The sequence below is a fragment of the Nonomuraea sp. NPDC003560 genome (assembly GCF_042878785.1).
In the GTDB taxonomy this organism is placed as follows: domain Bacteria; phylum Actinomycetota; class Actinomycetes; order Streptosporangiales; family Streptosporangiaceae; genus Nonomuraea.
The window spans coordinates 197,966-219,045 of sequence record NZ_JBIAOF010000013.1 but is presented as its reverse complement, the minus strand read 5'-3'; the positions used below and the strand labels follow the sequence as shown (position 1 = coordinate 219,045).

The window sequence follows — 21,080 nt, the reverse complement described above, 5'->3', positions numbered from 1 at the left end:
GCGGCCCCTCAGCGGGCCGCCGTCGCGAACGCCGACATCCCGGCGGTCCAGGCGGCCTCGATGTCGGCGCCGGGCGGGAAGCGGCCGTCGAGTTCGAGCATGACCAGGCCGTGGGCCAGCCCCCAGACCGCGCGGGCGGCGGCCTCGCCCCGCACGATCCGGACCAGCGGCAGCGCCGCCCGCTCCTCCACCCCGGCGGGCAGCAGGTCACGCGGCAGCGGCCCCGCGCTCATCAGCCGGTACAGATGCGGATGGCCCAGCGCGTACGCCCGGTAGGCCCGTCCGAGCGCCGCCAGCCCGCCCCCGCCACCGTCGTGCTCGGCGCATTCCAGGGCGGCGGCCAGTTCGGCGAGGGCGATGGCGATGAGTTCGGCCTCCACGGCGGACTTGTCGGGAAAGTGCTTGTAGAGCGACGGCGCGCGGATCCCCAGCCGCGCGGCCAGCGCGCGCATGGTCAGCGCGTCCGCCCCGCCCGCTTCGACCAACTCCCGCGCCGCCTCGACGATCTGCCCCGCGCGCGGCGACAGCTCAGCCACGGGCGCTCCTCGGACCGTGGCCGAGGAGCCGGGCGACGGCGACGTACGTCAGCCAGGCCAGCCCCGCCGTGAAGACCGGCACCCAGCCCAGCGGCGAGACCGAGTAACCGACCAGGGCGGCCAGCGGGATCCACGGACGGTGGGCGAGGTCGTGCACCACCGCAGGCCCGCCGAACCTGGTCGCGTACGGCGCCAGCACGAACAACGCCGAGCTGACCGGCGTGGCGCCCCCGTGCTTGACCACCTCGAAGACGAGGAACGCCAGACAGAAGGCGGCCAGCACGGCCCACCCGGAACGGCCGGCCACCCGCCTGACGGTCACCGCGGTCATGATGCCCTCCCTCAGAAGCCAACGCTGTTGGCCAGACTCTAGGCTAACGACGTTAGCCTGTCCAGGAGCAAATAGGGTGGAACCATGATCGATCGGGAGGTGGCCGTGCTCATCGGCCTGCAGGCCTCCGGCAAGTCCACCTTCTACCGGCGCTGCCTGGCCACCACGCACGCGCACGTGAGCAAGGACGACTTCCCCAACGCGCGCCGCCGTCAGCACCGCCAGCTCCGGCTGATCCGCGAGGCGCTGGAGGAGGACCGGAACGTGGCCGTGGACAACACCAACGCCTCGCCCGAGGAGTGGCAGCCGCTCATCGTGGCCGGCCGCGAGCACGGCGCGCGGGTGGTGGCCTACTGGTTCCCGCCCAACGTCAAAGCCTCGCTCCAGCGCAACGCCGAACGGACGGGCCGGGCCAGGGTCCCCGAGGTGGGCGTCTTCGCCACCCTCAGACGGCTGCGCCGGCCCCGCGCCTCCGACGGCTTCGACGCGGTGTACGCGGTGGAGTTCGACGGCCGCGGCGGCTTCCTCGTCCGCAGGCAGGACGGCTGAACCGAGGCCGCGTCAGGGGCGGCGGGTGGCGAAGCGGTAGGCGATCTTGGCGGGGGTCAGCCAGCGCACGTGGGCGCCGTTCCGCGCCCGGCTGACCAGCCGCTCGGCCAGCCACGGCGCCACCGTCTCCACCGGGTCGGCCAGGATCGCGAAGATGCGGGCCGACCGTTCCCGCTCGGCCGCCGAGTAGCCGTGCGTCAGCAGGTCGGTGACCACCATGCCGGGGCTGAGCAGGCCCGCCGTCACCCCGTCGGGGGCCTCCTTGGCCAGCGCCCTGGTCAGGTACGTCACGGCCCGCTTGGTGGCGCCGTAGACGGCGAGTCCGGGCACCGTCCGGCCGTCGCCGCCCAGCCCCTCCATGTTCCAGACGTGGCCGCCGCCATCCTGCGCCGCCATGCCCGCCACCGCCACCGCGCAGCCGTTGACCGTGCCCAGCAGGTTGACCTCGGTCACCGCGCGGGCCTCGGCGGCCGGCAGCCGCCACAGCGGGAGGCGGTCGTGGGAGATCCCGGCGTTGTTGACCCAGATGTCCACCCGGCCGTGCCGCCGTACGGCCTCGTCCCACAGGTCCTGGAGGCGGGCGCGGTCGGTGACGTCGGCCACGACGGCCGGCACGCCGAGCTCGGCCCCCGCCGCGGCCACGCGGTCCGGGTCGGTGCCGCACACGGTGACCCGGTGGCCGCGGGCGGTCAGCGAGCGGGCGAGGCCGAACCCGAGGCCGCGGGTGCCGCCGGTGATCACGATCGACCGGGACGCGCTCACGCCTCGTGCTCCTTCCTGGCCGCCACGGTCGCCTCGATCGCGTCCGCGAGGAACCTGCCGACGACCTCCCGCTCCGCCGGGGTGAACGCGTCGATCGCCGCGGTGAGCCGCCGGACCAGCGGCGCGAAGAAGGCGCCCGCCAGCTCCACGGCCTGCTCGTTCAGAACGACCTCGACCTTGCGGCGGTCGCCCTCGTCGCGCCGCCGCACGACGTGGCCGGCCTGCTCCAGCCGGCCGAGGAGGGCGGTCGTGGCGGGGGCGGAGAGGTTCAGCGCGGCCCCCAGCCCGCCGGGCGAGAGCGGCCGGCCGGCGAGGTGGGCGTCGAGGATGACCACCAGGGCGTTCATGTCGGTCCTGTGCAGCCGGTGCCCGACCGCGAAGCCCTCCACGAACCGGTCGCTCTCCACGTTGAGCCGGCGGATGAGGACCATCAGGTCATAGGCCGTCATGTCACCCCTTATATTTCTATCGTGGAAGTATTCCATCGCGGAAAGAAAACGTTAGCCGCGATCCGTCCCGAGACGGTACTCGTCGCCGGGGTGGTCGCGAGCGCCGTCCTGACCGGGCTGATCTGGTTCCTGGGCCGGTGGCTGGACGACGTCGTGCTGCTGCCCGACCAGGGCGCGTCCTGGTACTACTGGAAGCTGCCCGAGCCCACCGTGTGGACCAGGCTGTCGGCCTGGGCCGGTTACGCCGCCCACCAGCTCGTGTTCTGGCGGCTCATCCACCACGCCCAGACCCGGGTCCGGCGCTACTCCGCCGGCCTCCACCGGGTCAACGTCGTCGCGCTGGCGGCGAACGCCGGGTTCGTCGCCCTGCACACCGTGCAGACCCACCTGTTCTACGACGGCCTGGCCCAGGACGTGTCGATCTACAGCTCCCAGGGCTCGGTCGTCCTCCTGCTGGTGGTCGTCCTGATCATGGAGAACCGGCGGCGCGGCCTGTTCCTCGGCCGGCCCGCGCCCATCAGGCGGGAGATCGTCGACTTCGCCCGCCGGTACCACGGCTACCTGTTCAGCTGGGCGGCGGTCTACACCTTCTGGTACCACCCGGCCGAGTCCACGCCCGGCCACCTGATCGGCTTCTTCTACATGTTCCTGCTGCTGCTCCAGGGCAGCCTCTTCCTCACCAGGGCGCACACCAACCGCTACTGGACGGTGACGCTGGAGCTGGCCGTCGTGGTCCACGGCACCCTGGTGGCCGTCATGACCTCGGGCCCGGACGGATTGTGGCCGATGTTCCTGTTCGGCTTCCTCGGCGTCTTCGTGATCACCCAGATGCACGGCCTGGGCCTGTCCCGCGCCGCCCGCTGGGCGCTGACCGGCTGCTACGCGGCGGCCCTGCTCGCCGTGTACGCCCTGCGCGGCGACCTGGCCGGCACGAACGAGGCGATCAGGATCCCGGCCATCGAATACCTGCTGGTCGGCGTGCTGGCCCTGCTCGCCTGGGGAGCCGGCCGCCTGTGGGCGCTCAGAGCGGGAGCGGGATCCGGCCGAGGAACCAGTACAGGCTGACCGCCACGATGGACAGCGACACCGCGGCCACCGTCCAGCGGGCCGCGGCCGTCCGCCGCAGCAGCACCAGCAGCGGGAAGAGCACGGCGATGATCGCGAGCTGGGTCACCTCGATCCCGACGTTGAAGCTCAGCAGCGACAGCAGCAGCTCCCACGACCCGCTCTCGCGGATGTCGAGCGCGCCCGCGAACCCCAGCCCGTGCATCAGGCCGAAGGCGAAGACGACGGGCAGCCGCCAGGCCCCCGGCCGGTCGCGGCCCAGCAGGTTCGCCAGCGCGACGACGACGATCGAGGCGGCGATCACCGGCTCGACCACCGCCGCCGGCACGTTCACCACGCCCATGGCGGCCAGCAGGAACGTGATGCTGTGGGCGACCGTGAAGGCCGAGGCGGTGACCACGACGTCACGCGCGCCGCGGGCGCCGATGATCAGGGTGAGCAGGAAGAAGACGTGGTCCAGCCCGAACACGAGGTGCTCGACGCCGAGCAGGAAGAACTCCCCGATCTGGCCGGCCGCCGCCCGTTCGGCCAGGCGCAGGGTCGGGCTCGCGGCGGTCAGGACAGCCGAGCCCCGCTCGCCGGCGAGGTCGTAGCGCAGGAGCGTCTGGGTGCTGTGGACGAACGTCTCGGCGTCGGGGAACAGGGCGCTGGAAATCGTGTGCTCGCCCCCGTCCACCGCCGGGCAGGCGTAGGCGAGGGTCAGCGTCGCGAAGGCGGCCTTGCCGCGCGGGTGCACGTCCGCCCCGCCCACCTGCCGGGGGACGCACGGCCGGTCGGCGCGGGCGACGGCGAAGCGGCGGGTGACGTAGCCGAACACGGCGTCGCGGTTGGCCGCGAGCTGCCGCAGCTGCTCGGCCCGCTCCTTGGCCTCATACGCCTCGGCGTAGAGCCAGGCGGACTTCATCAGCAGGTCGTACTCCAGGTCGAGCACGACCCTGACGTCGGTGGCCGTGCCGGTCACCTCGGCGTGGGCCTTCGTGGTCGCGTCGTGCGCCGCCGCGGGGGCGGGATGCAGCAGGTCGGCCAGCGCCGCGCAGAGGATGACGGCCAGGACGACGGCGTACGGCCAGCGCCAGCGAGGCATGTCTCGGGTCTCCAGGATCAGGGGAAAGGGCGCCGCCCCGGGCGCGGGCCCGGGGCGGCTTGGGGGGCGGATCAGCGGGTGAACCAGCGGTACATGGGCGAGTCCTTGTCCCACTTGCCGGGACGGCCGTGCTCGTCCTTGGTGACGAAGACACTGGGCTCGGACGCGGTGACGCCGCCGCCCGCGGAACGGGCCGTGACGAACCAGGCGTAGGCCGTGTCGTCCTTGAGGTGCTGCCACGTCACCGAGGCGACCTGGCCGGAGGCCGCGGTGCTCGTGCCGATGATCTTCGTCGGCTTGTAGAGCGCCAGGGAGTCGGTCCTGAAGCTCGTCGTGCGGGTGGTGAGGTCGACGGGCAGGACCATGTTGTCCTCGCGCCCGTCGTAGCGGCGCAGCGGGTCGAACTCGCCGGCGCCGAAGTCGCCGAGCAGCGGCGAGTAGGTGTCCACGCTCAGCTCGGCCCGCTTGACGTCGAACTGCAGCAGCCGGAAGTAGCTGGCCCCGAACTGGAGCTGGTCCTCCGGCTTGTAGCCGCCGACCTCGGTGAGCCCGAGCCGGTCGGCCGAGACCGTGTAGAACTGGTAGTCGGCCAGCAGCTCGACCACGCCGTTGCCGACCTGGCCGACCTTCGGCTTCACGTTGGTGCCCACGCCGTGCTCATGACCGGCCAGGATGAGGAAGACGTTCGGGTTCTTCTCCACCACCGTCTTGTAGAGCATCGAGCCGTCGGGGGCGGAGAAGGCGGCGCCGCGGCCGTCGGGGCTGGCGCTCGGCACGAGGTAGTCGTGGGAGAGCAGGATGCCGTTGCGGTCCGGGAACTTCTTGAAGACCGAGTCGGCCCACTCGGCCTCCTCCCTGGTCACGCCGTACGACAGGCCGACGACCACGAAGTCCAGGCCGCCCGCGGAGAACAGGTCGTAGTGGTTCTGGTTGTCGCCCTCCTTCCACGGGCCGCCGTACTTCGCGTGCCGCCAGCCCTGGGAGGCGTCCTGGTAGCGGGACGGGCCGTAGTACTTGTTGTAGATCGCGCCGGGACCGTCCTCGGTGCCCGACTGGTTGTCGTGGTTGCCGGCGATGACGCCGTTCGGGATGTTCGCCTGGTCCAGCACGCGCTGCTGCTTCGACGACACCTCGAACTCGCCGACGACCTCGCGCTGCGTGGCCTCGTCGGCGGGCTTGCGGATGTTGTTCTCGATGATGTCGCCGGTGTGGGCGACGTAGGAGATCTTGCGCTGGTCCTTGTTGGCGGTGATCCAGTTGACGATGCCGGCGTAGGCCGACTCCCACACCGCGCGCTCCTGCGGGGTCTCCTGCTCCACCGCGCCCTCGGAGATGTACTGGGTGTCGGTGAAGTGCACGATCGAGAAGTCGTACGTGGCGGGGTCGGCGAAGCCGTTCGGGTCACCGGGGTCGATGTCGTCGGCGAACGGGTCCTCGCCGGTCACCATGACGTGCACCTGCTGCCGGTCCACGTACTCGGGGCCGACGACGGCGGTCAGGACGGTCCTGCCGTCGGCCCCGCCGCGGGCGCTGGTCAGCAGGTCCCACGCCTTGGCCTCGGTGTTCCAGGCCCGCAGCGAGGCCAGCCGCTCGGGGTCGACGACGCCCTCCCAGCGCAGCACGGGCGCGTCCACGTGGCCCTGCACCTTGACGTCGAAGCGCTGGTAGACGAGGTCGCGGCCGGTGGGGGCGTCGAGCGTGCGGCCGTCGCCGGGTTCGAGCCCGTCGGCCGTGATCCGCTGCTCGCCCCGCACCTTGAGCGTCGTGGGCAGCGTCGTGGCCGTGCCCTGGTACGCCTCGTCCGGGGTGAGGATCCTGGCCTCGGAGAACGTGGCCGTCACCGGGCCGCCGCCGGGCTCGCCGACCTTGGCCGACAGCGTGACGGGGTCGGTCACGTCGGCCGTCCCGGAGGCCGGGGTGAGCTCGGCGGGGGCGTCCGGGATGCCGGCCGACTCGAAGACGATCTCCCGGACCGCGGTGTTGCCGAGCCCGTCGGCGCCGGTGACCGACAGCGTGTGCCGGCCCGCCTTGAGCCCGGGGCCGATCCGGGCGCCCAGCTCCACGGCCTGGCCGTCGAGCTTGACGTCCGGCCCGGACACCACGCCGGAGGCGTCTTCGAGCTTGACGTCCAGGACGACCGTCGCGGTGATCTTCTCGTCCGCGGCGGGGACGCTCCGGGCGACCTTCGGCGCGGAGTTGTCGGTGATCAGGACGCGTTCGGCGGTCTGGCCGGAGGTGGACCTGGCCGCCAGGGTGTGCCGGCCGTCCTTGATCGCGGTGGTGTCCAGGTCGGCGCGCAGACCGCGAGCCGGAGCGTCCACCAGGAACTCCAGGTCGATCTCGGTCAGCGGGTTCGCCGTGTCGCCGCAGTTGCCGTCGCCCATGCCGTAGGACGGCTTGATCATCTGTCCGGCCGCGGTGCCCTGCGCCGGGGTGAGGACGATGTTCGAGATCGCGAAGTCGTCCCGGTTGGCGCCGCAGGACGTGGGGTACGTGCCGGCCACGAAGTCGATCGTGTTCCAGCCGGGCACGAGGTACTCGTTCGGGATCGGCAGGTCCACCCGGCGGCTTGCGAAGTCGCCGTCGAGCACCACCTTCTGGCCGTTGACCAGCACGAAGTTCTGGTAGCGGGCCTCGATCGAGTTGCTGCCCACGGTGAACCCGAGCGTCGCCTGGCCCGCCCCGAGCGTCTCGGTGACGTGCACGGCGGGGGCGTCGATCGTGTAGCGCAGCTCGGCCTCGCGCGGGAGGGCCTGGTCGCTGCCGCAGTCGCCGTCGCCCAGCGCGTACGAGGGCTTGACGTCCGTCCCGGTCACCGTGGCGCCGTCGAGGGTCAGGGCGAGGTTCGCGATCGTGAAGTCGTCGCGGTTGACGCCGCAGGCGTCCTTGTAGTCGCCGGTGACGACCTTGATCGTGTTCTCGCCCGGCGTCAGGAACCTGGCCGGGACCGCGACGGTCACGCGCCGGCTCGCATAGGTGCCGCCCAGGTCGATGCGCTTGCCGTTGACCAGCAGGAAGTCGTCGTACTTGTCGTCGATCGAGTCCGCGCCGACGTCGAAGGCGAGCATGGCGGCGCCGTTGCCGAGCGTGGCCCTGGTGACCGGCTTGCCGCCGTCCACGGTCAGCGACTCGACGCCGCCCGCGCCGGCCGCCGGGACGGTCGCGTTCACCGTCCTGACGCCGGCCACGAGGGTGCCGTCGGTGGGCAGCAGCCGCGGCGCGCCGGCCGGGGCGTTGTTCACCGTCACGGTGTTCCGGACGGTCGCCCCCGCCGCGGTGGCGGCGCTGAGGACGTGCTCGCCGTTGGCCAGCCCGGTGGTGTCCAGGTCGGCGGCGAGGCCGGTCGTGCCGCGCGGGTCGGACTGGGTGAAGAACTTGAGCGTGGCGCGCTTGAGCAGCGTGCTGTTGCTGCCGCAGTTGCCGTCGCCGAAGTTGAGCGTGTACGGGTTGTCCTCGCCGTCGGCCACCTCGCCGAGCAGTTCGAGGCCCACGTCCGAGAGCACGAAGTCGTCGTGGTTCTGCCCGCAGGACGACTGGATCGTGCCGACCACGATCTCGACCGTGTTCTCGCCCTTGACCAGGTGCTCGTTCGGGATCTCGATGATGGCCCGCTGGTTGGCGAAGTTGCCGATCTCGGCCTTGTAAGCGCCGTTGACCTGCACATAGCTGTGGTACTGCGCCTCGGTGGAGTTCGAGCCGACGTCGAAGGCCAGCTTGGAGACGCCCACCGTCGCGGTGGCGGTGACGGGGTTGCCGTCGAGGTCGAGCTTCGTGACGCTGTCGCCGGCCGTGACCGGGACGGCGGCGACCTTCGCGGTGCCCTCCAGGTAGGAGCCGGTGGCGGGGGTGAGGGCGGGCGGGGCGGGGGTGCTCGTGGGGGTGGGGGTCGGCCGTCCGCGGCCCTGCTCACCCGGGTCGGCGTGCGCCGCCGTCACGAAGCCGCCCACCAGCACCGCCGCGAGCGCGGTGGTGACGGCGAGCCGTCCCCTGCTCCTCGAACCGCCTGATAACTGTCGTGCTGCCATCGGCTGCATCGGGTCCTTCCATGACGTTCACGGGGCAGCCGATGAGGCGGCGTGCCCTTCGAGCGGACACGTTGGAGCGCACGGGTGAACGTTGTGCATGGAGAGGCTGAAGGGGCGGGGAACTGTCTCCTCATTCTGGTCATCTGTCCACAGACAGGAACAACCCCGACAAGAGAGACGGCGTGACCCGCGGCCCGAAGGCCGGGTGTCACGCCGTCGTGCCGGTCAGGCTCAGCTCTGGTGCCCCGGGAGGTTCTTGCCTTCCTGGGACTTGTTGCCGGAGGACTTCTTGTCGGCGCCGGTGCGGCTCTGGGTCGAGGAGCTCCGGCTCTTGTCCTTGTCCTTGTCGCCCGTCTTCGTCTTGCGGGCCTTGCTCTGCGCCATGACGGTTCCTTTCTTCGATACGCGGAGTCAGCGGGTCGCTTGGCTCCGTAACTGCGCGTGCCCGTGGCCCGGACGGTCATACGGCAGGCCGGTCAAGGTTTCCTCAATAGGCCGAAATATCCATACATGTGCCGCCGGTCGTCAGATCTCGATCACGGCCTTCCCCGGCACGCCGCCGCGCTTGTCACGGAACGCCCGACCGGTCTCGGCCAGCGGGTACACCGCGCCGACGTGGGCGCGCAGCAGCCCCGCCCCGGCCCGCGCGGCCAGCTCGGCGAGCTGGGCGCGGTCGGGCTCGACGATGAAGAACACCGCCCGCCCGCCCTCCGGCACGACCGGCGGCGGCGCGGTGATCGAGACCAGCGCGCCGCCCGGCTTGACCTTGGCCGCCGAGCGGGCGAGCAGGTCGCCGCCGATCGTGTCGAAGACCAGGTCCACCGGCTCGACCGCCTCCTCGAACGGCTGCCGCTCCAGGTCGACGAACTCGTGCGCCCCCAGCTCCACCACCAGGCCCGCGACCCGTCCCCGTCCGGTGGCGATGACGTGCGCGCCGGCCCGGCGGGCGAGCTGGACGGCGAGCGTGCCCGTGCCGCCGCCCGCGCCGTGGATCACGACCGTCCGGCCCGCCTCCAGGCCGCCGTGCGTGAACAGGCCCTGCCAGGCGGTCAGCCCGGCGAGGGGCAGCGCGGCCGCCTCGGTGAAGGTGACGTTCGTGGGGATCGGGGCCAGGTCGCGCGCCTCGACCGCGACGTACTCCGCCGCGCCGCCGTCGCGGTGCCAGTCGGTCAGGCCGAAGACGCGGTCGCCCACGGACAGGCCGGTGGTGCCGTAGGCGACCTCGGACACCACGCCGGCCACCTCGTGGGCGGGCACGGACGGCGCCCGGTCCCGTCCGGCCCGGTCGGTCCAGGTGCCCGGCCAGTCCAGCTCGTCGGGCACGAAACCGGCCGCGTGCACGCGCACCACCACGTCGCCGGTGGCCGGGCGCGGCACGGGCGCCTCCTCCAGGAGCAGGTCGCCGCCGGGCCGGTGAACGCGTATCGCTCTCATGGTCATCGCCTCTCCGTTCATCGTCATTGTCGGCGACAGGACGGGACGGCGGCCCGGAGTGTGACAGCGACGCGCCGGTCAGGGCCAGGCCCACCGGATGCCGACCAGGCCCGGCTGGAGGGCGGCGGCCATCAGGTGGACGGCGTGCTGGGCGTTCAGCGTCAGCTCGGAGGCGGTCAGCTCGCCACCGCCCGGACCGCGGCGGGCGAAGCGGTGGATGCGCACCGGCAGCTCGACCGGGTCGAAGGCGACGCGCAGCACGTACTGGCCGGCCGGGAAGCGGAAGCCGCGCTCGTAGAAGCAGGACTCGGCGCCGCTGAGGTCGGCGATCTCGTACCGCAGCACGTGGGTGTCGCCGACCCGCAGCGACCGGTCGAACAGCAGCTCGGCGACCACCGTGGCGGTCTCGCCGTCCCTGGTGACGCGGCCGACGCGGCAGTCCTCCAGGGCGGCGACGGTGACCCGGTCCACGTCGCAGCCGGCGTCGCCGCGGTAGATCATGATGTAGCGGTCGGCGCCCTCCTCGTGGGCCTGCACCACCTGCGTGGTCTCGCGGCTGGTGAGGCTGCGGTCGGGGCCGATGCGCAGCGACTCGTACATCACGGCGATGTGCAGGCGACGGTCGTCGGCCACCGCGTCCAGCTCGTCCAGCATGGCGGAGACCACCTGGGCGGGCCGGAACAGGGTCGAGTACGCCACCCCGGGCGCGCGGCCGCGCGGCTTCGGCGGCCCGAGCAGCCCGATCAGCGAGCGCGGCGGCAGGTCGAGGATCTCCTCCAGGGCTCCCACGGCCCGCAACGACTCCTCGCGCTCCGGCCGGCGCAGGCCCTGCTGCCAGTAGCTCAGCGTGCTCACCCCGACGTGCAGGCCGCGCTGCGCCAGCCGGTGGCGCAGCCGTTCGAGGGTCAGCCCCCGCGCTCCGACCGCGGCCCGCAGGGCGACGTGAAAGGGGCCGGCGCGCAGCGCGGCCTGGAGCTCATCCGCCACGTTGTGAATGTTCACAGATTTCCACAGATTCGTCATCACTTCATGAACGTCATGAAATGTCACCTTCCACAGTGATCTGTCAGGGAAATCCGCTCCCCCTTGTACGGCCATCTCCGCAGGTCGAACATCCTTCGCAGCACCCCCCAGCAGAAGGAGCGCCTATGTTCCGCCTGGCCGTGGCCCTCGCCCTAGCGGCGGCCACCTGGATCGCGAGCAGCCCCCCGGCCGAGGCCGCGACCTGGTACAAGCTGAACTTCACCCAGCAGTCGCAGCAGTACTCCAACTGGTGCTGGGCCGCGACGGGCAACTCCGTCGCCGCCTACTACGGGTACTCCTACAGCCAGAACCAGTTCTGCAACCTGGCCTTCAACCGCGGCGTCAACACCAGCTGCCCGAACAACCAGGCCACCCTCGGCAACGACCAGACCGCCTTCCGTCAGATCGGCATCAACCCCGGCGTGTACGTCTACGACTACCTGACCTACGCCGCCATCGTCCGGGAGATCGACGCCAACCGCCCGATCATGGCCCGCATCCAGTGGACCAGCGGCGGCGGCCACATGGAGGTCATCTACGGCTACGACCAGAGCTCGTCGTACGTGTACTGGAGCAACCCCTGGCCGTCCAGCACCCGCTACAACTGGTCCACCTACAACTACTACGTCTCGAACTCCTCGTTCTTCTGGACCCACTCGCTCGACTACATCGGCGCGTGAAGGAGGCCATCGACATGAAGCTCTTCGCAGCGGTCGCGGCCCTGACCGCGCTGTTCCTGTGGGTCCCGAGCCCGGCGCTGGCCGACCCCGGCGCGCCTACCCAGGCCGACGTCGAGGCCGCCAGGGCCGCCGCCGCGGGCGCCGGCGACACGGTCGGCCGCTTCTTCGCCGGCCAGGGCAGGAAGACCAGCCTGGCGCCGGTGGCGGCGCGGGTCGACGGCCCCACGGTCGCCGTCAACGACCTCAACCCGGACTTCGTCGCCGGACGGTCGGCGGAGATCGCCCGCTTCGCCTTCCTCGCCACCGGCGCCACCGCGCCGGACGGGCAGACCGCCTCCGTCTGGACCACCCGCGACCGCCGGGGGACGTGGGTGGTCAGCAACATCGCCAGCGGCGGCGACGAACAGCGGTACGCGGGCCAGACCGGCACCGTGTTCCGCGAGCCGCAGCTCAACGCCTGGTACGCCCTGCGCGACGGCACGGTCGTGCCGCTCAACGACGAGGCAGCGCAGTCGGTGGGCCGGGCGGGCGTCCCCGTGGCCGACTACCGGCGGCTGGCGCAACAGCGCTACGCCGCCAAGCTCCCCGGCAGCTCCTACGCCAGGGACGGCTACGCGGGCGGCTACGGCGTCCCCGGCCCGGGAAGCACCCCCTTGCCCTGGGTCGTGGGCGCCGTGGTCCTGCTCGGCGCGGCGATCACCATTCGCCTGCTGCGCGGGCGCCGCACCTGACAAGATCCGGTGCACGGCCCGCGCCTCCGACGGCCATCTCGGCGGAGGCGCGGGCCGCCTTTTTCTGAGTAGCCCCTACTCATGCCCTCACCCGCCGCCCGCCCGCACCATGGCGGCACAGCTGCTCATCCACGAGGGGGGACGACCATGGCAGACATCCACAGCGCGGCGGCCGCGGGGCCGCCGTCCCCGCCGGCCGCGCCGGTGCTGGACAACTCGGCGCGGGAGGTGCTGAAGGGCACGCTCGTTCCGCTGCGGGTGCCCAGCGCGCACGACGACCCGCAGGACGGCGCGGGCGGCGGCATCGTCAAGCTGGGGGCGGTCCGGCAGCTCGCGCTGGCCCCCGGCGACACCGACGCGGTCCGTGACCGCCTCCGGGCCGGGAACGACCCGGAAGGCGTCTCCGGCGAGGCGTTCGACCTGCTCAGGCGCTTCGAGGAGCAGCCCGTCGCGGCGCTGCGCCCCGATCCCGCCGCGCTGGCGCGGGTGCCGGCCGCCGAGCTGGCGCTGTTCGCCGGGACGCTCGTCGAGCTGCGCGCCGAACGGCTGCGCGAGGCGGAGGGCGCGGGCGCCCGGGAGGCGGCCGGCCGGGCCGCGCAGGCGCTCAACACCGCCGCGGTGGCCCTGCGCGGCCTGGCGGTCAACACCGCGGCGCCGCCCATCGGCATGCTCAACCTGGAACGCATCGAGATGGTGCCGGTCGGGATCCAGCGCGGCGAGCTCGTCTCGACCATCCCGCTCGCGCCCGGCGAGGTGACCGCGGTCACGCACAAGGAGTGGTCGGTCACCTCGAAGGAGTTCACCACCATCGTCACCGACTCGCTGGAGGAGGTCAGCGAGACGGGCGTGACCGACAACACCGACCTGTCGCAGTCGACGGCGTCGCAGAGCCAGCACTCCAACCAGTTCAACATCACCGGGACGGTCCAGGGCGGCATTCCGATCATCTCCGGTTCGAGCACCACCGGGTTCACCGCGCAGGGCTCGGAGTCGGCCTCGGCCGCCGAGAGCATCAAGCACGCCCGCGCCACCACGCAGAAGGCGTCCTCGCGCTCCCGCCGCGAGCACAAGGTGACCATCTCCACCACCACCGTGACCGGGTCGGAGGAGACCTCGACCCGGGTGCTGAGGAACACCGGCAACGACCCCGTCCGGATCGACTACTTCAGCCTGATGCGCAAGTGGCGGGTCCGGCTCTACCGGTACGGGCTGCGCCTGACGTACGACATCGCGGTCCCCGAGCCGGGGGCGTCGATGCGGCGGGCGTACGCGGAGCTGGAACTGCTGCGCTCGCAGCAGGGCCCCTTCGAGTTCCCGGTCAAGCACGCCGACATCACCACCGAGCCGGTCGACCAGGACGGCCACCCGTCGCCGACCGGCGTCCCGAAGTACCAGTGGCTGGCCGACCGGCACGGCGTGACCGTCCGGCCGCACCCCGAGGAGCCGACGCCGCTGACCGTCAGCTCGCACGTCAACACCGACGGGAACTGGTGGTTCCTGGACCTGGAGTTCGACGTGCCCGGCGGCACGCACATCCGGGAGATCATGCTGGACGCCCAGGTCGGCAAGGACGACTCCGACGACAAGATGAACTTCGACGTCATCGGGGCTCGTTCGGAGCCGACGTGGCGCAACCTGTCGGACGCCCTCATCATCCGCGACCACCGGATCATGTCCTTCGACGGCGCCACGCCCTACATGCGCGGGTTCACCGGCCGCCACAAGATCACGTTTTTCTTCCACCACTCCGAGCGGGTGTTCGTCGGCCTCGGCGTGCGGCTCGACCTCACGGACGAGGCCGTCGAGCAGTGGCGCACCGACGTCTGGAACACGCTCTACAACGCCGCCCAGACCAGGTACTTCGCCGAGCAGGAGGACATCGCCGCGCGCATCGCGGCCATCGAGGACAAGCTGGCGAACGTCGACACCCTGACGCTGCGGCGCGAGGAGAGCGACGAGATCATGAAGTGCGTCCTGCGGTTCGTCCTCGGCAGCGACTTCGACTTCATGCCCGCCGACGTCCTGGCCGCCTTCCTGGCCGCGCGCGTCGACCTCCAGCACGGCATCGGCTTCGACGGGCCCAGCCTCGGGCTCAGCGCCGAGCAGTGGACGCTGCTGCGCCGGCACGAGGACCTGGTGCGCTTCATCAACCAGGCGATCGAGTGGGAGAACGTGGTGACGTTCCTCTACTCCTACTTCTGGGACGTCCCGCCGAGCTGGCCGTTCATCCGGCAGTTGCGGCACCCGGACCCGACCAGGCAGGCGTTCCTGCGGGCCGGCAGCGCGCGGATCGTCCTGACCGTGCGCAAGGGCTGGGAGGAGGAGTGGATGCGCTTCGCCGAGGGAGGCGCGGTCGGCGCGCCGATCCCGGCGCCCTACCTGACGATCGCGCAGGAGATCGCGGCCTACGACGACCGCAACTATCCCGGCATCCCGCCCGCCAACCCCGAACGGGCGGCCGCCCGGCTCCAGGACGCCGCCTTCACCACGTCCTCGTCGGACCTGGCGCCGAGCCCGAACCCGGTGAACATCAAGGTCGGCAACAGCTCGGCGTTCGTCGTCGGGCTGCCGGTCGTGCTGGACGCCGAGGACGACCGCCGCGTCCAGGAGGCCCAGCTCGTCGTCGCCGTCCCGGACGCCACCCACCTCACGGTCGAGCGCCTGAGCTTCACCCACCGCGGCACGCAGGCTCCCGTGCCGATCCTGCAACCGGGCGAGAAGGGGGCGCTCATCGCCGAGTGGCACGAGTACACGCCGTCGTCCGGCACCGACATCGCGCTCACGTCCAACCTCGCGACGATCTCGTAGGGCGGCGGACGGCCCGATGACGTACTTCTGCTTCCAGAGAAGCCAGAACGACCGGGTCTCCCGGATCTCCCTCACCGTCGGCGAGGAGACCCAGCCGATGATGTGGAAGGGCGAGCGGCCCGACGACAACGTGCACGGCGTGCTCTTCCACCACACCGCCGGCCTGGTGTTCCTGGAGGAGACCCGGGCCTCCTACGGCCCGCAGGGCTCCTACCGGCTGTTCGCGCTGACCGGCAGGACGCCCGGATCGGGCCGGTTCGAGGCCATAGAGGTACCCCGGACGGGCGCGCTGCGCACGCTCGGCCGGTTCGACCTCGACGTCCGCGACGCCACCGACGACCAGGCCGACCTGGTCTACACCGGCAAGTTCCTGTACTGGCGCCGATCCATGCCCGCCTCCCTCCAGGGCTCCGGCACGCTGCTGTACGCGGCCACGTCCGGCCTGGTGGGACACCAGATCGGCGCCATGCAGAACAGCAAGGACCACGGCCCGCTGCCGGAGGGCCTGTACACGTTCCTCACCCACGTCGATCCCCGGCAGAACTCCGTCGAGGCGGCGAACCAGCGAGGCGACAAGGCCGTCTCCAACCCCGGGGAGGGCATCCAGTTCCTGCCCGTGGGCGGCAACGGCCCGGTCTTCCCCGACTGGGGCACCTTCCGCGTCCGGCTCACCCCGATCCAGGGGAACATGTACGGGCGTGGCGGCTTCTACCTGCACAACTCGCACAAGGGGTACAGCCACGGCTGCGTCGAGGTCGGGGTGAACGCCGACGGCCTCGACTTCTTCTCGGGCCTGCTGGCCTACGCCGGCAGCCAGCCGCGCAAGGCCAAGCTCGTGCTGCGCGTCCGGTACTCCTACCCCGAGCAGGGCACCCTGGGCAGAACCCTGCGCTGACCCCTCAGGCCGCGCCGCCGGGTCACCAGCGGCAACGGGCGCGGGCGGCGGAGACCGTCACCTCGTGGGTGTCGTCGGCCGTGACGGGCTGGTTGCCGACCAGGACGGTGAGCCGGCCCGGGGCGGGCACCCGCCAGGTGCCGAGCGGGGCCCAGCGTCCCCGGAAGGCGCGCTGGTCCACGGTCACCGGCGGGCCGAGGTGCGGCGGGTCGGTGTCGTTGTCGTCCAGGTAGTAGAAGGCCAGGCCGGTCGAGCGGGGGTCGTCGGGGATGTGCACGTCGATCGTGCAGCGTGCGCCGCCGCGGGTGTCGAAGTACCAGTTGACCGCCTGGTTGAAGTGGGCCGGCTCGTTGCCGACGCGCAGCGCCAGCGCCGTGCCCGTGCAGCCGTCGTCCTTCCACCCGCCCCCGCCGGTGATGGGACGCCAGGCGGGGTCGGCGTAGAACCACTCGGCCGCGCACCGGGGGCCGTGCACGGCCTGCCACCGTACGGGGCCTGTGGGGGTGGGGCCGGGCGGCGGCTGGGTGACCACCACGGTCCCGGGATCGTCCGCCACCGTCGCCCGGACGGCCGCCGGGCCGCCCGTCGCGGGGCCCGCCGTGGGGCCCGTCGTGGGGCCCGTCGTGGGGCCCGTCGCGGGGCCCGTCGTGGGCGTGGTGAGCCGGGGGAACAGGACGGCGGCCGTCGCGCCCAGGGCCAGCAGGACGGCTCCGGCCGCCAGCGCCCGGCCCGGCCAGGACGTCCGCGCGGGCTGGGTCGTCCCGGTGGGGCCGTCGTCGGCCAGGTCGTCCTTGGCAGGGCCGCCCTCGACCGGGTCGCCCTCGGTGGGGCCGGTCTCGGCGATGAGTGCCTGGTACTCCGTGTCCGAGGCCCAGGACAGCGGGCCGGCGGCGCTCCCGGCGAGGGCCGCCGCGCGATCGGACGTGATCCGCTCCGCCGGGTCGCGCGCGGCGCACGAGCGGATCAGCTCGGCGAGCGCGGGCTCGACGCCGTCCACGTCGATGTCGGCGTTCAGGCTGCTGTAGAGCACCGCCATAGGCTCGCCGCGCCCGAACGGCGGGCGGCCGGTGGCGGCGTAGGCGATCGTGCCGGCCAGCGCGAAGACGTCCGCCGCCGCCGTGACCGGCTCCTGACGTACGGCCTCGGGCGCGATGTAGCCGGGGGTGCCGACGATCTCCCCCGACGTCGTGATCGTGCTCTGGCCGGGAGCCCGCGCGATGCCGAAGTCGATCAGCCGCGGGCCCTGCGGCGACAGGATGACGTTGTGCGGCTTGAGGTCGCGGTGCTGCACACCGTGCCGGTGCACGTCGGCCATGGCGGCGGCCAGCCCTGCGAGCAACCGCCGGCACAGCTCCGGCGGCAACGGCCCACGTTCCGCCACCGCCCGCAACAGCGTCGGCCCCCGAACGTACGCCGTCGCCAGCCAGTACGGCGGCGCTGTCACCCGGGCGTCCACCAGCGGCGCCACGTACGGGCTGCGCAGGCCGCGCAGGGTGGCCGCCTCGCGGCGGAAGCGTTCCATGGCCTCGGGGTCGGCCGGGTCGTGCTTGATGACCTTGATGGCCACCAGGCCCAGGCGGCGGCTCCTGGCCAGGTACACCACGCCCATGCCGCCCGCGCCGAGGCGCCCGAGCAGCCGGTGGCCGCCGATCTCGGGTGGGTCCGTCGCCTGTAACGCCTGCACGCTCATCCCAGTCGATCATGACAGACCGAGCGCTCGGGAGGCAGCCCCCACCACGGCCGGATCGGACCGGGCCGAGCGGGCCGCCTCCTGCCGCGGCCGGATCGAGCGGGCCGCCCGCTGTCACGGCCGGATCGGGCGAGCGGGGGCCCGGGGTCAGACCGTGCCGTCCGGCACGGGGAGCAGGCCGCGTTCGGCGAAGACCTTCTTGGCGACGAACGTCGCGTTGAGCGCACGTGGCATGCCGCAGTAGACGGCCGAGTGCAACAGGGACTCCGTGATCTCATCGGGCGTCAGGCCGACATTCAGGGCGGCGTTGATGTGCACGTCGAGCTGCGGTTCGCAGCCGCCGAGCGCGGTGAGCGCGCCCAGGGTCACCAACTGGCGGTCGCGGGGGGCCAGGCCGGGACGGTCGTAGATCTCACCGAAGGCCCAGGCCACCACCTGGTGGGCCAGTTCGGGCGAGATGTCGGCAAGGGCGTCCACAACCCGCTGCCCGGCCTCGCCGTCGACCTTCCGCAGCACCTCCAGGCCATGCTCGTAGCGCTGTTCACGGTCGGATCCTTCAGCAATGTTCGTCATGTCCGAAACGGTAGAACTTCGAGCGCACTCAAACGCAAATCCCCTCACAGCGACGGCGGGAGGCGCGCCGCGGCGGACGCGACGGCGGGGGCAGCGAGGGGCGAGCGGGCGCGCAGCGCCATGAGGGCTAGCACGGGGGCGCAGCGCGAAGACGCGGCACGGGGACGCGGCACGGGGGCTTTTGGGGGGGCTTTTGGGGGGGCTTTTGGGGGGTTATGTCTTTGGTTTGGGGGATTCGCCTGGGGTTCTTGGGGGTAATGTCTGGCTTATTCGATTTTCGTGGGGATTTGTTCTGGATATTGGTACTAGTCTAGAGATTGCGTGAAAGTTCGTGGTTATTCGGGGTTGATGAATACTACAATTCCCTCGTTCTCGCCCACACGTCGCCACCCCAAGCGCTCGTACAGGCGAATGGCGTCGGGGGCGTTCACGGAGGTCAGCAGCCAGCTTCGGTTTTCGCCGCACAGAAGGTTCAGAATGCGCCCGGCCAGACCCCGGCCCCGGGCACGCGGAGCGACCGCCAGTTCGTCCACCTGGAGCGCGCCGGCCAGCATCCGGGACACCCCGTCCGGGCCGAGCGCCGCGAGCACCTTGCCGTAGCTGCGGGTGCGCGGCAGCGGGGTCGCGGTCGGCCAGGCCGTCCCGAACCCACACGGACCCGCGCCATCGGCGGCCAGCACCGCGCGGAAGCCGGGCCGGGCCGCGTCGGCGGCGAACCGCACGCCGAACTCGGCGACCTCGCCCTCCCCCTCGTTCCACGGCGGCCCGGTGAACACCTCGCGGTAGAGGTCGATCAACTCCGCCCGGCGCGCGAGCGCCTGCTCGCCGGTCAGCAGTTCCAGCCGTACGTCCAAACGTTCCGTCACCCTCAACCTCACTGTCTAGTCGTGGTACGGCAGTGACGATAGCGGACGTCCAGCCAAACCGGCACCCCCGCGCCCGCGGCGCCGGCCGCCCGGAGCGCATGTTCCCGGCAGCGCCGCATTTTCGGGGCGACAGTGCTAGGGAATTATCGAGTCACAGTAAAGCGACACCACCACTTCTTGTCGCAATAAAACTGGACAAGTCGGCTGTAAGGGCCTGGTAAATCTGGTCAAGCTTTAGGAGCTCATGCCTGTCTTGTCAGAACTCCGAACTCAATGCGCGGGTAAGACTGCTCATGCCGGAGACCGACGGCAGTCGAGAAGTCCCGCGGCGGTTCTGGAAACTTCTGAACGGAAAGCGCGATGAAATCAATGATGAAGAAGCCGGCGGCCGTGCTCGCCACGAGCGCGTGCCTGCTGCTGGGTGGCGGCCAGATGCCGGCCGCCCAGGCCAGCACGGCCGGCACGGCGTCGTATCAGAGCCCAGCCGATGAGAAGCCGGTCCTCCGGGGCGGCTGCGGCTGGCGTCACTGCGGTCCTCGCTGGTGGGGCCCGCGCTGGGGCGGCTGGTGGGGCGGCGGTCACCACCACGACCACGACCACGACCACCACCACCGCGTAGGCCCGCGTGGTCCCCAGGGCCCGCGTGGTCCGGAAGGCCCTCCCGGCCGGTCGGTCCACAAGCCGGACCGCCACGACGACGACGACCACGGCCGCGAGGACAATGGCCGCGACGACCACAACGAGGACGACGACTGGGGCGAGTGGGGCGAGAACTTCGACGGGTTCTAAATGACCCGCGGCGAAGTTCCCGCTGACACACCAGCACGCTGAACGGCGGGGTTCCCGGCGACATGCGCACACCGGCCGTCCGGACGAAGACCGGCTCCCGGTCCGGCGACCGGCCACGCGCCCATGTCCCGGCGAACCCCGCCCTGCTGCCCCGCCCCCACGCCTCCGTCCCGCACACCCGCACCTCTGCCTGCCACGCCCGCACGCCCCCGCCCCCACCAGCACCGGAAGCCCCTTCGGACGCCCCTCCCCCGCCTTCCCGCCGACCGAGCGCCAAACCGCCGGAACGGGAAACCGGACGGTAATGCCTTTTCTCACCGGCTGGGCTATGGTCGGCCTTATGACGGGACCGTGCAGAGCGCCACGAGGCCCCATCGCGCTGTGTTGCGTGGTGGGCCTGGTTCTGCTGTCCCTGCTGGTCGCCGGCCCTTCCTACGCCGACGACCAGGTGACCCCGCGCCCCCTGTCCGCCGGCCACGAATGGACCCCGGACAAGAGCGGCGACCGGATGCCCAGCCTGCCGCCCCAGGCGTCCAGCGGCCGTGAGCACCACGTGCTGTCGTTGTGGCCGCCGCTGCGCGGCGCGCGGCACGCCGAGGCCGCCCACCTCGCGCTGCTCCCGGCGCCCGGTTCCGACGCGGCCGCGATCCGCGACCCGCAGCAGGTCGGGCACCGCACCGCGGGCTCGCGCAGCCCGCCGCTGATCTAGCTCCCTCCCTCTTCACGAGTCGCCGCCTCCCGGCCCGCCGAGCGCGCCGCGGGGCCGGTCGTCGCGCCCGGCCTTCGCACG

Annotated in this window: 20 protein-coding genes; 8 read left to right on the top strand and 12 right to left on the bottom strand. The window is 71.9% G+C overall.

Annotation, left to right across the window (positions count from 1 at the left end; translation table 11 throughout):
* Positions 1–8: 8 nt before the first annotated feature.
* Together ACFYUV_RS40555 and ACFYUV_RS40550 are read right to left on the bottom strand one after the other, a co-directional pair.
* Positions 9–536, bottom strand: coding sequence for a TetR/AcrR family transcriptional regulator (locus ACFYUV_RS40555; RefSeq protein ID WP_387678841.1), 528 nt, complete (start codon positions 534–536; stop codon positions 9–11).
* Positions 529–867 (bottom strand): hypothetical protein, encoded by a 339-nt coding sequence (locus ACFYUV_RS40550; protein WP_387678838.1) that lies wholly within the window; start codon positions 865–867, stop codon positions 529–531. The genes ACFYUV_RS40555 and ACFYUV_RS40550 overlap by 8 nt, the downstream gene beginning before the upstream one ends.
* A gap of 84 nt (positions 868–951) precedes the next feature.
* On the opposite strand from ACFYUV_RS40550, the gene ACFYUV_RS40545 reads away from it, so the two are divergent.
* Positions 952–1,416 (top strand): AAA family ATPase, encoded by a 465-nt coding sequence (locus ACFYUV_RS40545; protein WP_352360690.1) that lies wholly within the window; start codon positions 952–954, stop codon positions 1,414–1,416.
* A 12-nt stretch (positions 1,417–1,428) separates the two neighbouring features.
* Here ACFYUV_RS40545 and ACFYUV_RS40540 read toward each other — a convergent pair whose 3' ends face one another.
* Together ACFYUV_RS40540 and ACFYUV_RS40535 are read right to left on the bottom strand one after the other, a co-directional pair.
* On the bottom strand, positions 1,429–2,178 hold the full coding sequence (locus ACFYUV_RS40540; protein WP_387678835.1) for an SDR family oxidoreductase: 750 nt from the start codon (positions 2,176–2,178) through the stop codon (positions 1,429–1,431).
* Positions 2,175–2,627 carry a MarR family transcriptional regulator gene (locus ACFYUV_RS40535; protein WP_358294878.1) on the bottom strand — a complete coding sequence of 151 codons (453 nt, stop codon included), beginning with the start codon at positions 2,625–2,627 and terminating at the stop codon, positions 2,175–2,177. The genes ACFYUV_RS40540 and ACFYUV_RS40535 overlap by 4 nt, the downstream gene beginning before the upstream one ends.
* Before the next feature lie 21 nt (positions 2,628–2,648).
* Here ACFYUV_RS40535 and ACFYUV_RS40530 point away from each other — a divergent pair, with 21 nt between their 5' ends.
* Positions 2,649–3,692: a hypothetical protein gene (locus ACFYUV_RS40530; RefSeq protein WP_387678831.1), complete on the top strand. Its 1,044-nt coding sequence runs from the start codon at positions 2,649–2,651 to the stop codon at positions 3,690–3,692.
* On the opposite strand, the gene ACFYUV_RS40525 is transcribed toward ACFYUV_RS40530, so the two are convergent.
* The 5 genes from ACFYUV_RS40525 to ACFYUV_RS40505 all read right to left on the bottom strand — a co-directional run bounded on the left by ACFYUV_RS40525 (position 3,649) and on the right by ACFYUV_RS40505 (position 11,222).
* Positions 3,649–4,776 carry a HupE/UreJ family protein gene (locus ACFYUV_RS40525; protein ID WP_387678828.1) on the bottom strand — a complete coding sequence of 376 codons (1,128 nt, stop codon included), beginning with the start codon at positions 4,774–4,776 and terminating at the stop codon, positions 3,649–3,651. The two genes, ACFYUV_RS40530 and ACFYUV_RS40525, sit on opposite strands and share 44 nt — an antisense overlap.
* 71 nt (positions 4,777–4,847) lie before the next feature.
* A complete protein-coding gene (locus ACFYUV_RS40520) occupies positions 4,848–8,801 on the bottom strand; it encodes a metallophosphoesterase (RefSeq protein WP_387678825.1) in 3,954 nt (1,317 codons plus the stop codon).
* 231 nt (positions 8,802–9,032) lie between these two features.
* Entirely contained in the window at positions 9,033–9,185 is a 153-nt protein-coding gene (locus tag ACFYUV_RS40515) for a hypothetical protein (RefSeq protein ID WP_387678823.1), read from the bottom strand.
* Between the two features lie 141 nt (positions 9,186–9,326).
* Entirely contained in the window at positions 9,327–10,235 is a 909-nt protein-coding gene (locus tag ACFYUV_RS40510; RefSeq protein ID WP_387678820.1) for an NADP-dependent oxidoreductase, read from the bottom strand.
* 78 nt (positions 10,236–10,313) lie between these two features.
* Positions 10,314–11,222: a hypothetical protein gene (locus ACFYUV_RS40505; RefSeq protein WP_358294890.1), complete on the bottom strand. Its 909-nt coding sequence runs from the start codon at positions 11,220–11,222 to the stop codon at positions 10,314–10,316.
* A gap of 161 nt (positions 11,223–11,383) precedes the next feature.
* Here ACFYUV_RS40505 and ACFYUV_RS40500 point away from each other — a divergent pair, with 161 nt between their 5' ends.
* The 4 genes from ACFYUV_RS40500 (at position 11,384) to ACFYUV_RS40485 (ending at position 16,372) form a co-directional block, all read left to right on the top strand.
* Complete coding sequence (locus ACFYUV_RS40500) at positions 11,384–11,938, top strand: papain-like cysteine protease family protein (protein ID WP_352360710.1); 555 nt, start codon at positions 11,384–11,386, stop codon at positions 11,936–11,938.
* Positions 11,939–11,952: 14 nt separating this feature from the next.
* Positions 11,953–12,669 (top strand): hypothetical protein, encoded by a 717-nt coding sequence (locus ACFYUV_RS40495; protein ID WP_387678817.1) that lies wholly within the window; start codon positions 11,953–11,955, stop codon positions 12,667–12,669.
* Between the two features lie 147 nt (positions 12,670–12,816).
* Complete coding sequence (locus tag ACFYUV_RS40490; RefSeq protein WP_387678814.1) at positions 12,817–15,477, top strand: hypothetical protein; 2,661 nt, start codon at positions 12,817–12,819, stop codon at positions 15,475–15,477.
* Between the two features lie 16 nt (positions 15,478–15,493).
* On the top strand, positions 15,494–16,372 hold the full coding sequence (locus tag ACFYUV_RS40485) for a hypothetical protein (RefSeq protein WP_387678811.1): 879 nt from the start codon (positions 15,494–15,496) through the stop codon (positions 16,370–16,372).
* A 22-nt stretch (positions 16,373–16,394) separates the two neighbouring features.
* Here the strand turns inward: ACFYUV_RS40485 and ACFYUV_RS40480 are convergent, their stop codons facing one another.
* The 3 genes from ACFYUV_RS40480 to ACFYUV_RS40470 form a co-directional block, all read right to left on the bottom strand.
* On the bottom strand, positions 16,395–18,062 hold the full coding sequence (locus tag ACFYUV_RS40480) for a serine/threonine-protein kinase (protein WP_387678809.1): 1,668 nt from the start codon (positions 18,060–18,062) through the stop codon (positions 16,395–16,397).
* 147 nt (positions 18,063–18,209) lie between these two features.
* Positions 18,210–18,635, bottom strand: a complete 426-nt coding sequence (locus ACFYUV_RS40475; protein ID WP_358294901.1) for a carboxymuconolactone decarboxylase family protein — start codon at positions 18,633–18,635, stop codon at positions 18,210–18,212.
* Between the two features lie 335 nt (positions 18,636–18,970).
* Complete coding sequence (locus ACFYUV_RS40470; RefSeq protein ID WP_387678805.1) at positions 18,971–19,501, bottom strand: GNAT family N-acetyltransferase; 531 nt, start codon at positions 19,499–19,501, stop codon at positions 18,971–18,973.
* A 360-nt stretch (positions 19,502–19,861) separates the two neighbouring features.
* Here ACFYUV_RS40470 and ACFYUV_RS40465 point away from each other — a divergent pair, with 360 nt between their 5' ends.
* The gene (locus tag ACFYUV_RS40465; RefSeq protein WP_387678803.1) at positions 19,862–20,290 is read left to right on the top strand and encodes a hypothetical protein; all 429 of its coding nucleotides are present in this window, start codon (positions 19,862–19,864) and stop codon (positions 20,288–20,290) included.
* A 388-nt stretch (positions 20,291–20,678) separates the two neighbouring features.
* Positions 20,679–20,999, top strand: coding sequence for a hypothetical protein (locus ACFYUV_RS40460; RefSeq protein WP_387678800.1), 321 nt, complete (start codon positions 20,679–20,681; stop codon positions 20,997–20,999).
* Positions 21,000–21,080 lie beyond the last annotated feature (81 nt).

Bases quoted from the DNA above. Each gene is read 5' to 3' on its own strand.
- ACFYUV_RS40490 (WP_387678814.1), top strand. From the start codon at position 12,817: ATGGCAGACATCCACAGCGCGGCGGCCGCGGGGCCGCCGTCCCCGCCG.
- ACFYUV_RS40495 (WP_387678817.1), top strand. From the start codon at position 11,953: ATGAAGCTCTTCGCAGCGGTCGCGGCCCTGACCGCGCTGTTCCTGTGG.
- ACFYUV_RS40515 (WP_387678823.1), bottom strand. From the start codon at position 9,185: ATGGCGCAGAGCAAGGCCCGCAAGACGAAGACGGGCGACAAGGACAAG.
- ACFYUV_RS40535 (WP_358294878.1), bottom strand. From the start codon at position 2,627: ATGACGGCCTATGACCTGATGGTCCTCATCCGCCGGCTCAACGTGGAG.
- ACFYUV_RS40500 (WP_352360710.1), top strand. From the start codon at position 11,384: ATGTTCCGCCTGGCCGTGGCCCTCGCCCTAGCGGCGGCCACCTGGATC.
- ACFYUV_RS40475 (WP_358294901.1), bottom strand. From the start codon at position 18,635: ATGACGAACATTGCTGAAGGATCCGACCGTGAACAGCGCTACGAGCAT.
- ACFYUV_RS40520 (WP_387678825.1), bottom strand. From the start codon at position 8,801: ATGGCAGCACGACAGTTATCAGGCGGTTCGAGGAGCAGGGGACGGCTC.
- ACFYUV_RS40485 (WP_387678811.1), top strand. From the start codon at position 15,494: ATGACGTACTTCTGCTTCCAGAGAAGCCAGAACGACCGGGTCTCCCGG.
- ACFYUV_RS40510 (WP_387678820.1), bottom strand. From the start codon at position 10,235: ATGAGAGCGATACGCGTTCACCGGCCCGGCGGCGACCTGCTCCTGGAG.
- ACFYUV_RS40480 (WP_387678809.1), bottom strand. From the start codon at position 18,062: ATGAGCGTGCAGGCGTTACAGGCGACGGACCCACCCGAGATCGGCGGC.
- ACFYUV_RS40465 (WP_387678803.1), top strand. From the start codon at position 19,862: ATGAAATCAATGATGAAGAAGCCGGCGGCCGTGCTCGCCACGAGCGCG.
- ACFYUV_RS40545 (WP_352360690.1), top strand. From the start codon at position 952: ATGATCGATCGGGAGGTGGCCGTGCTCATCGGCCTGCAGGCCTCCGGC.
- ACFYUV_RS40550 (WP_387678838.1), bottom strand. From the start codon at position 867: ATGACCGCGGTGACCGTCAGGCGGGTGGCCGGCCGTTCCGGGTGGGCC.
- ACFYUV_RS40525 (WP_387678828.1), bottom strand. From the start codon at position 4,776: ATGCCTCGCTGGCGCTGGCCGTACGCCGTCGTCCTGGCCGTCATCCTC.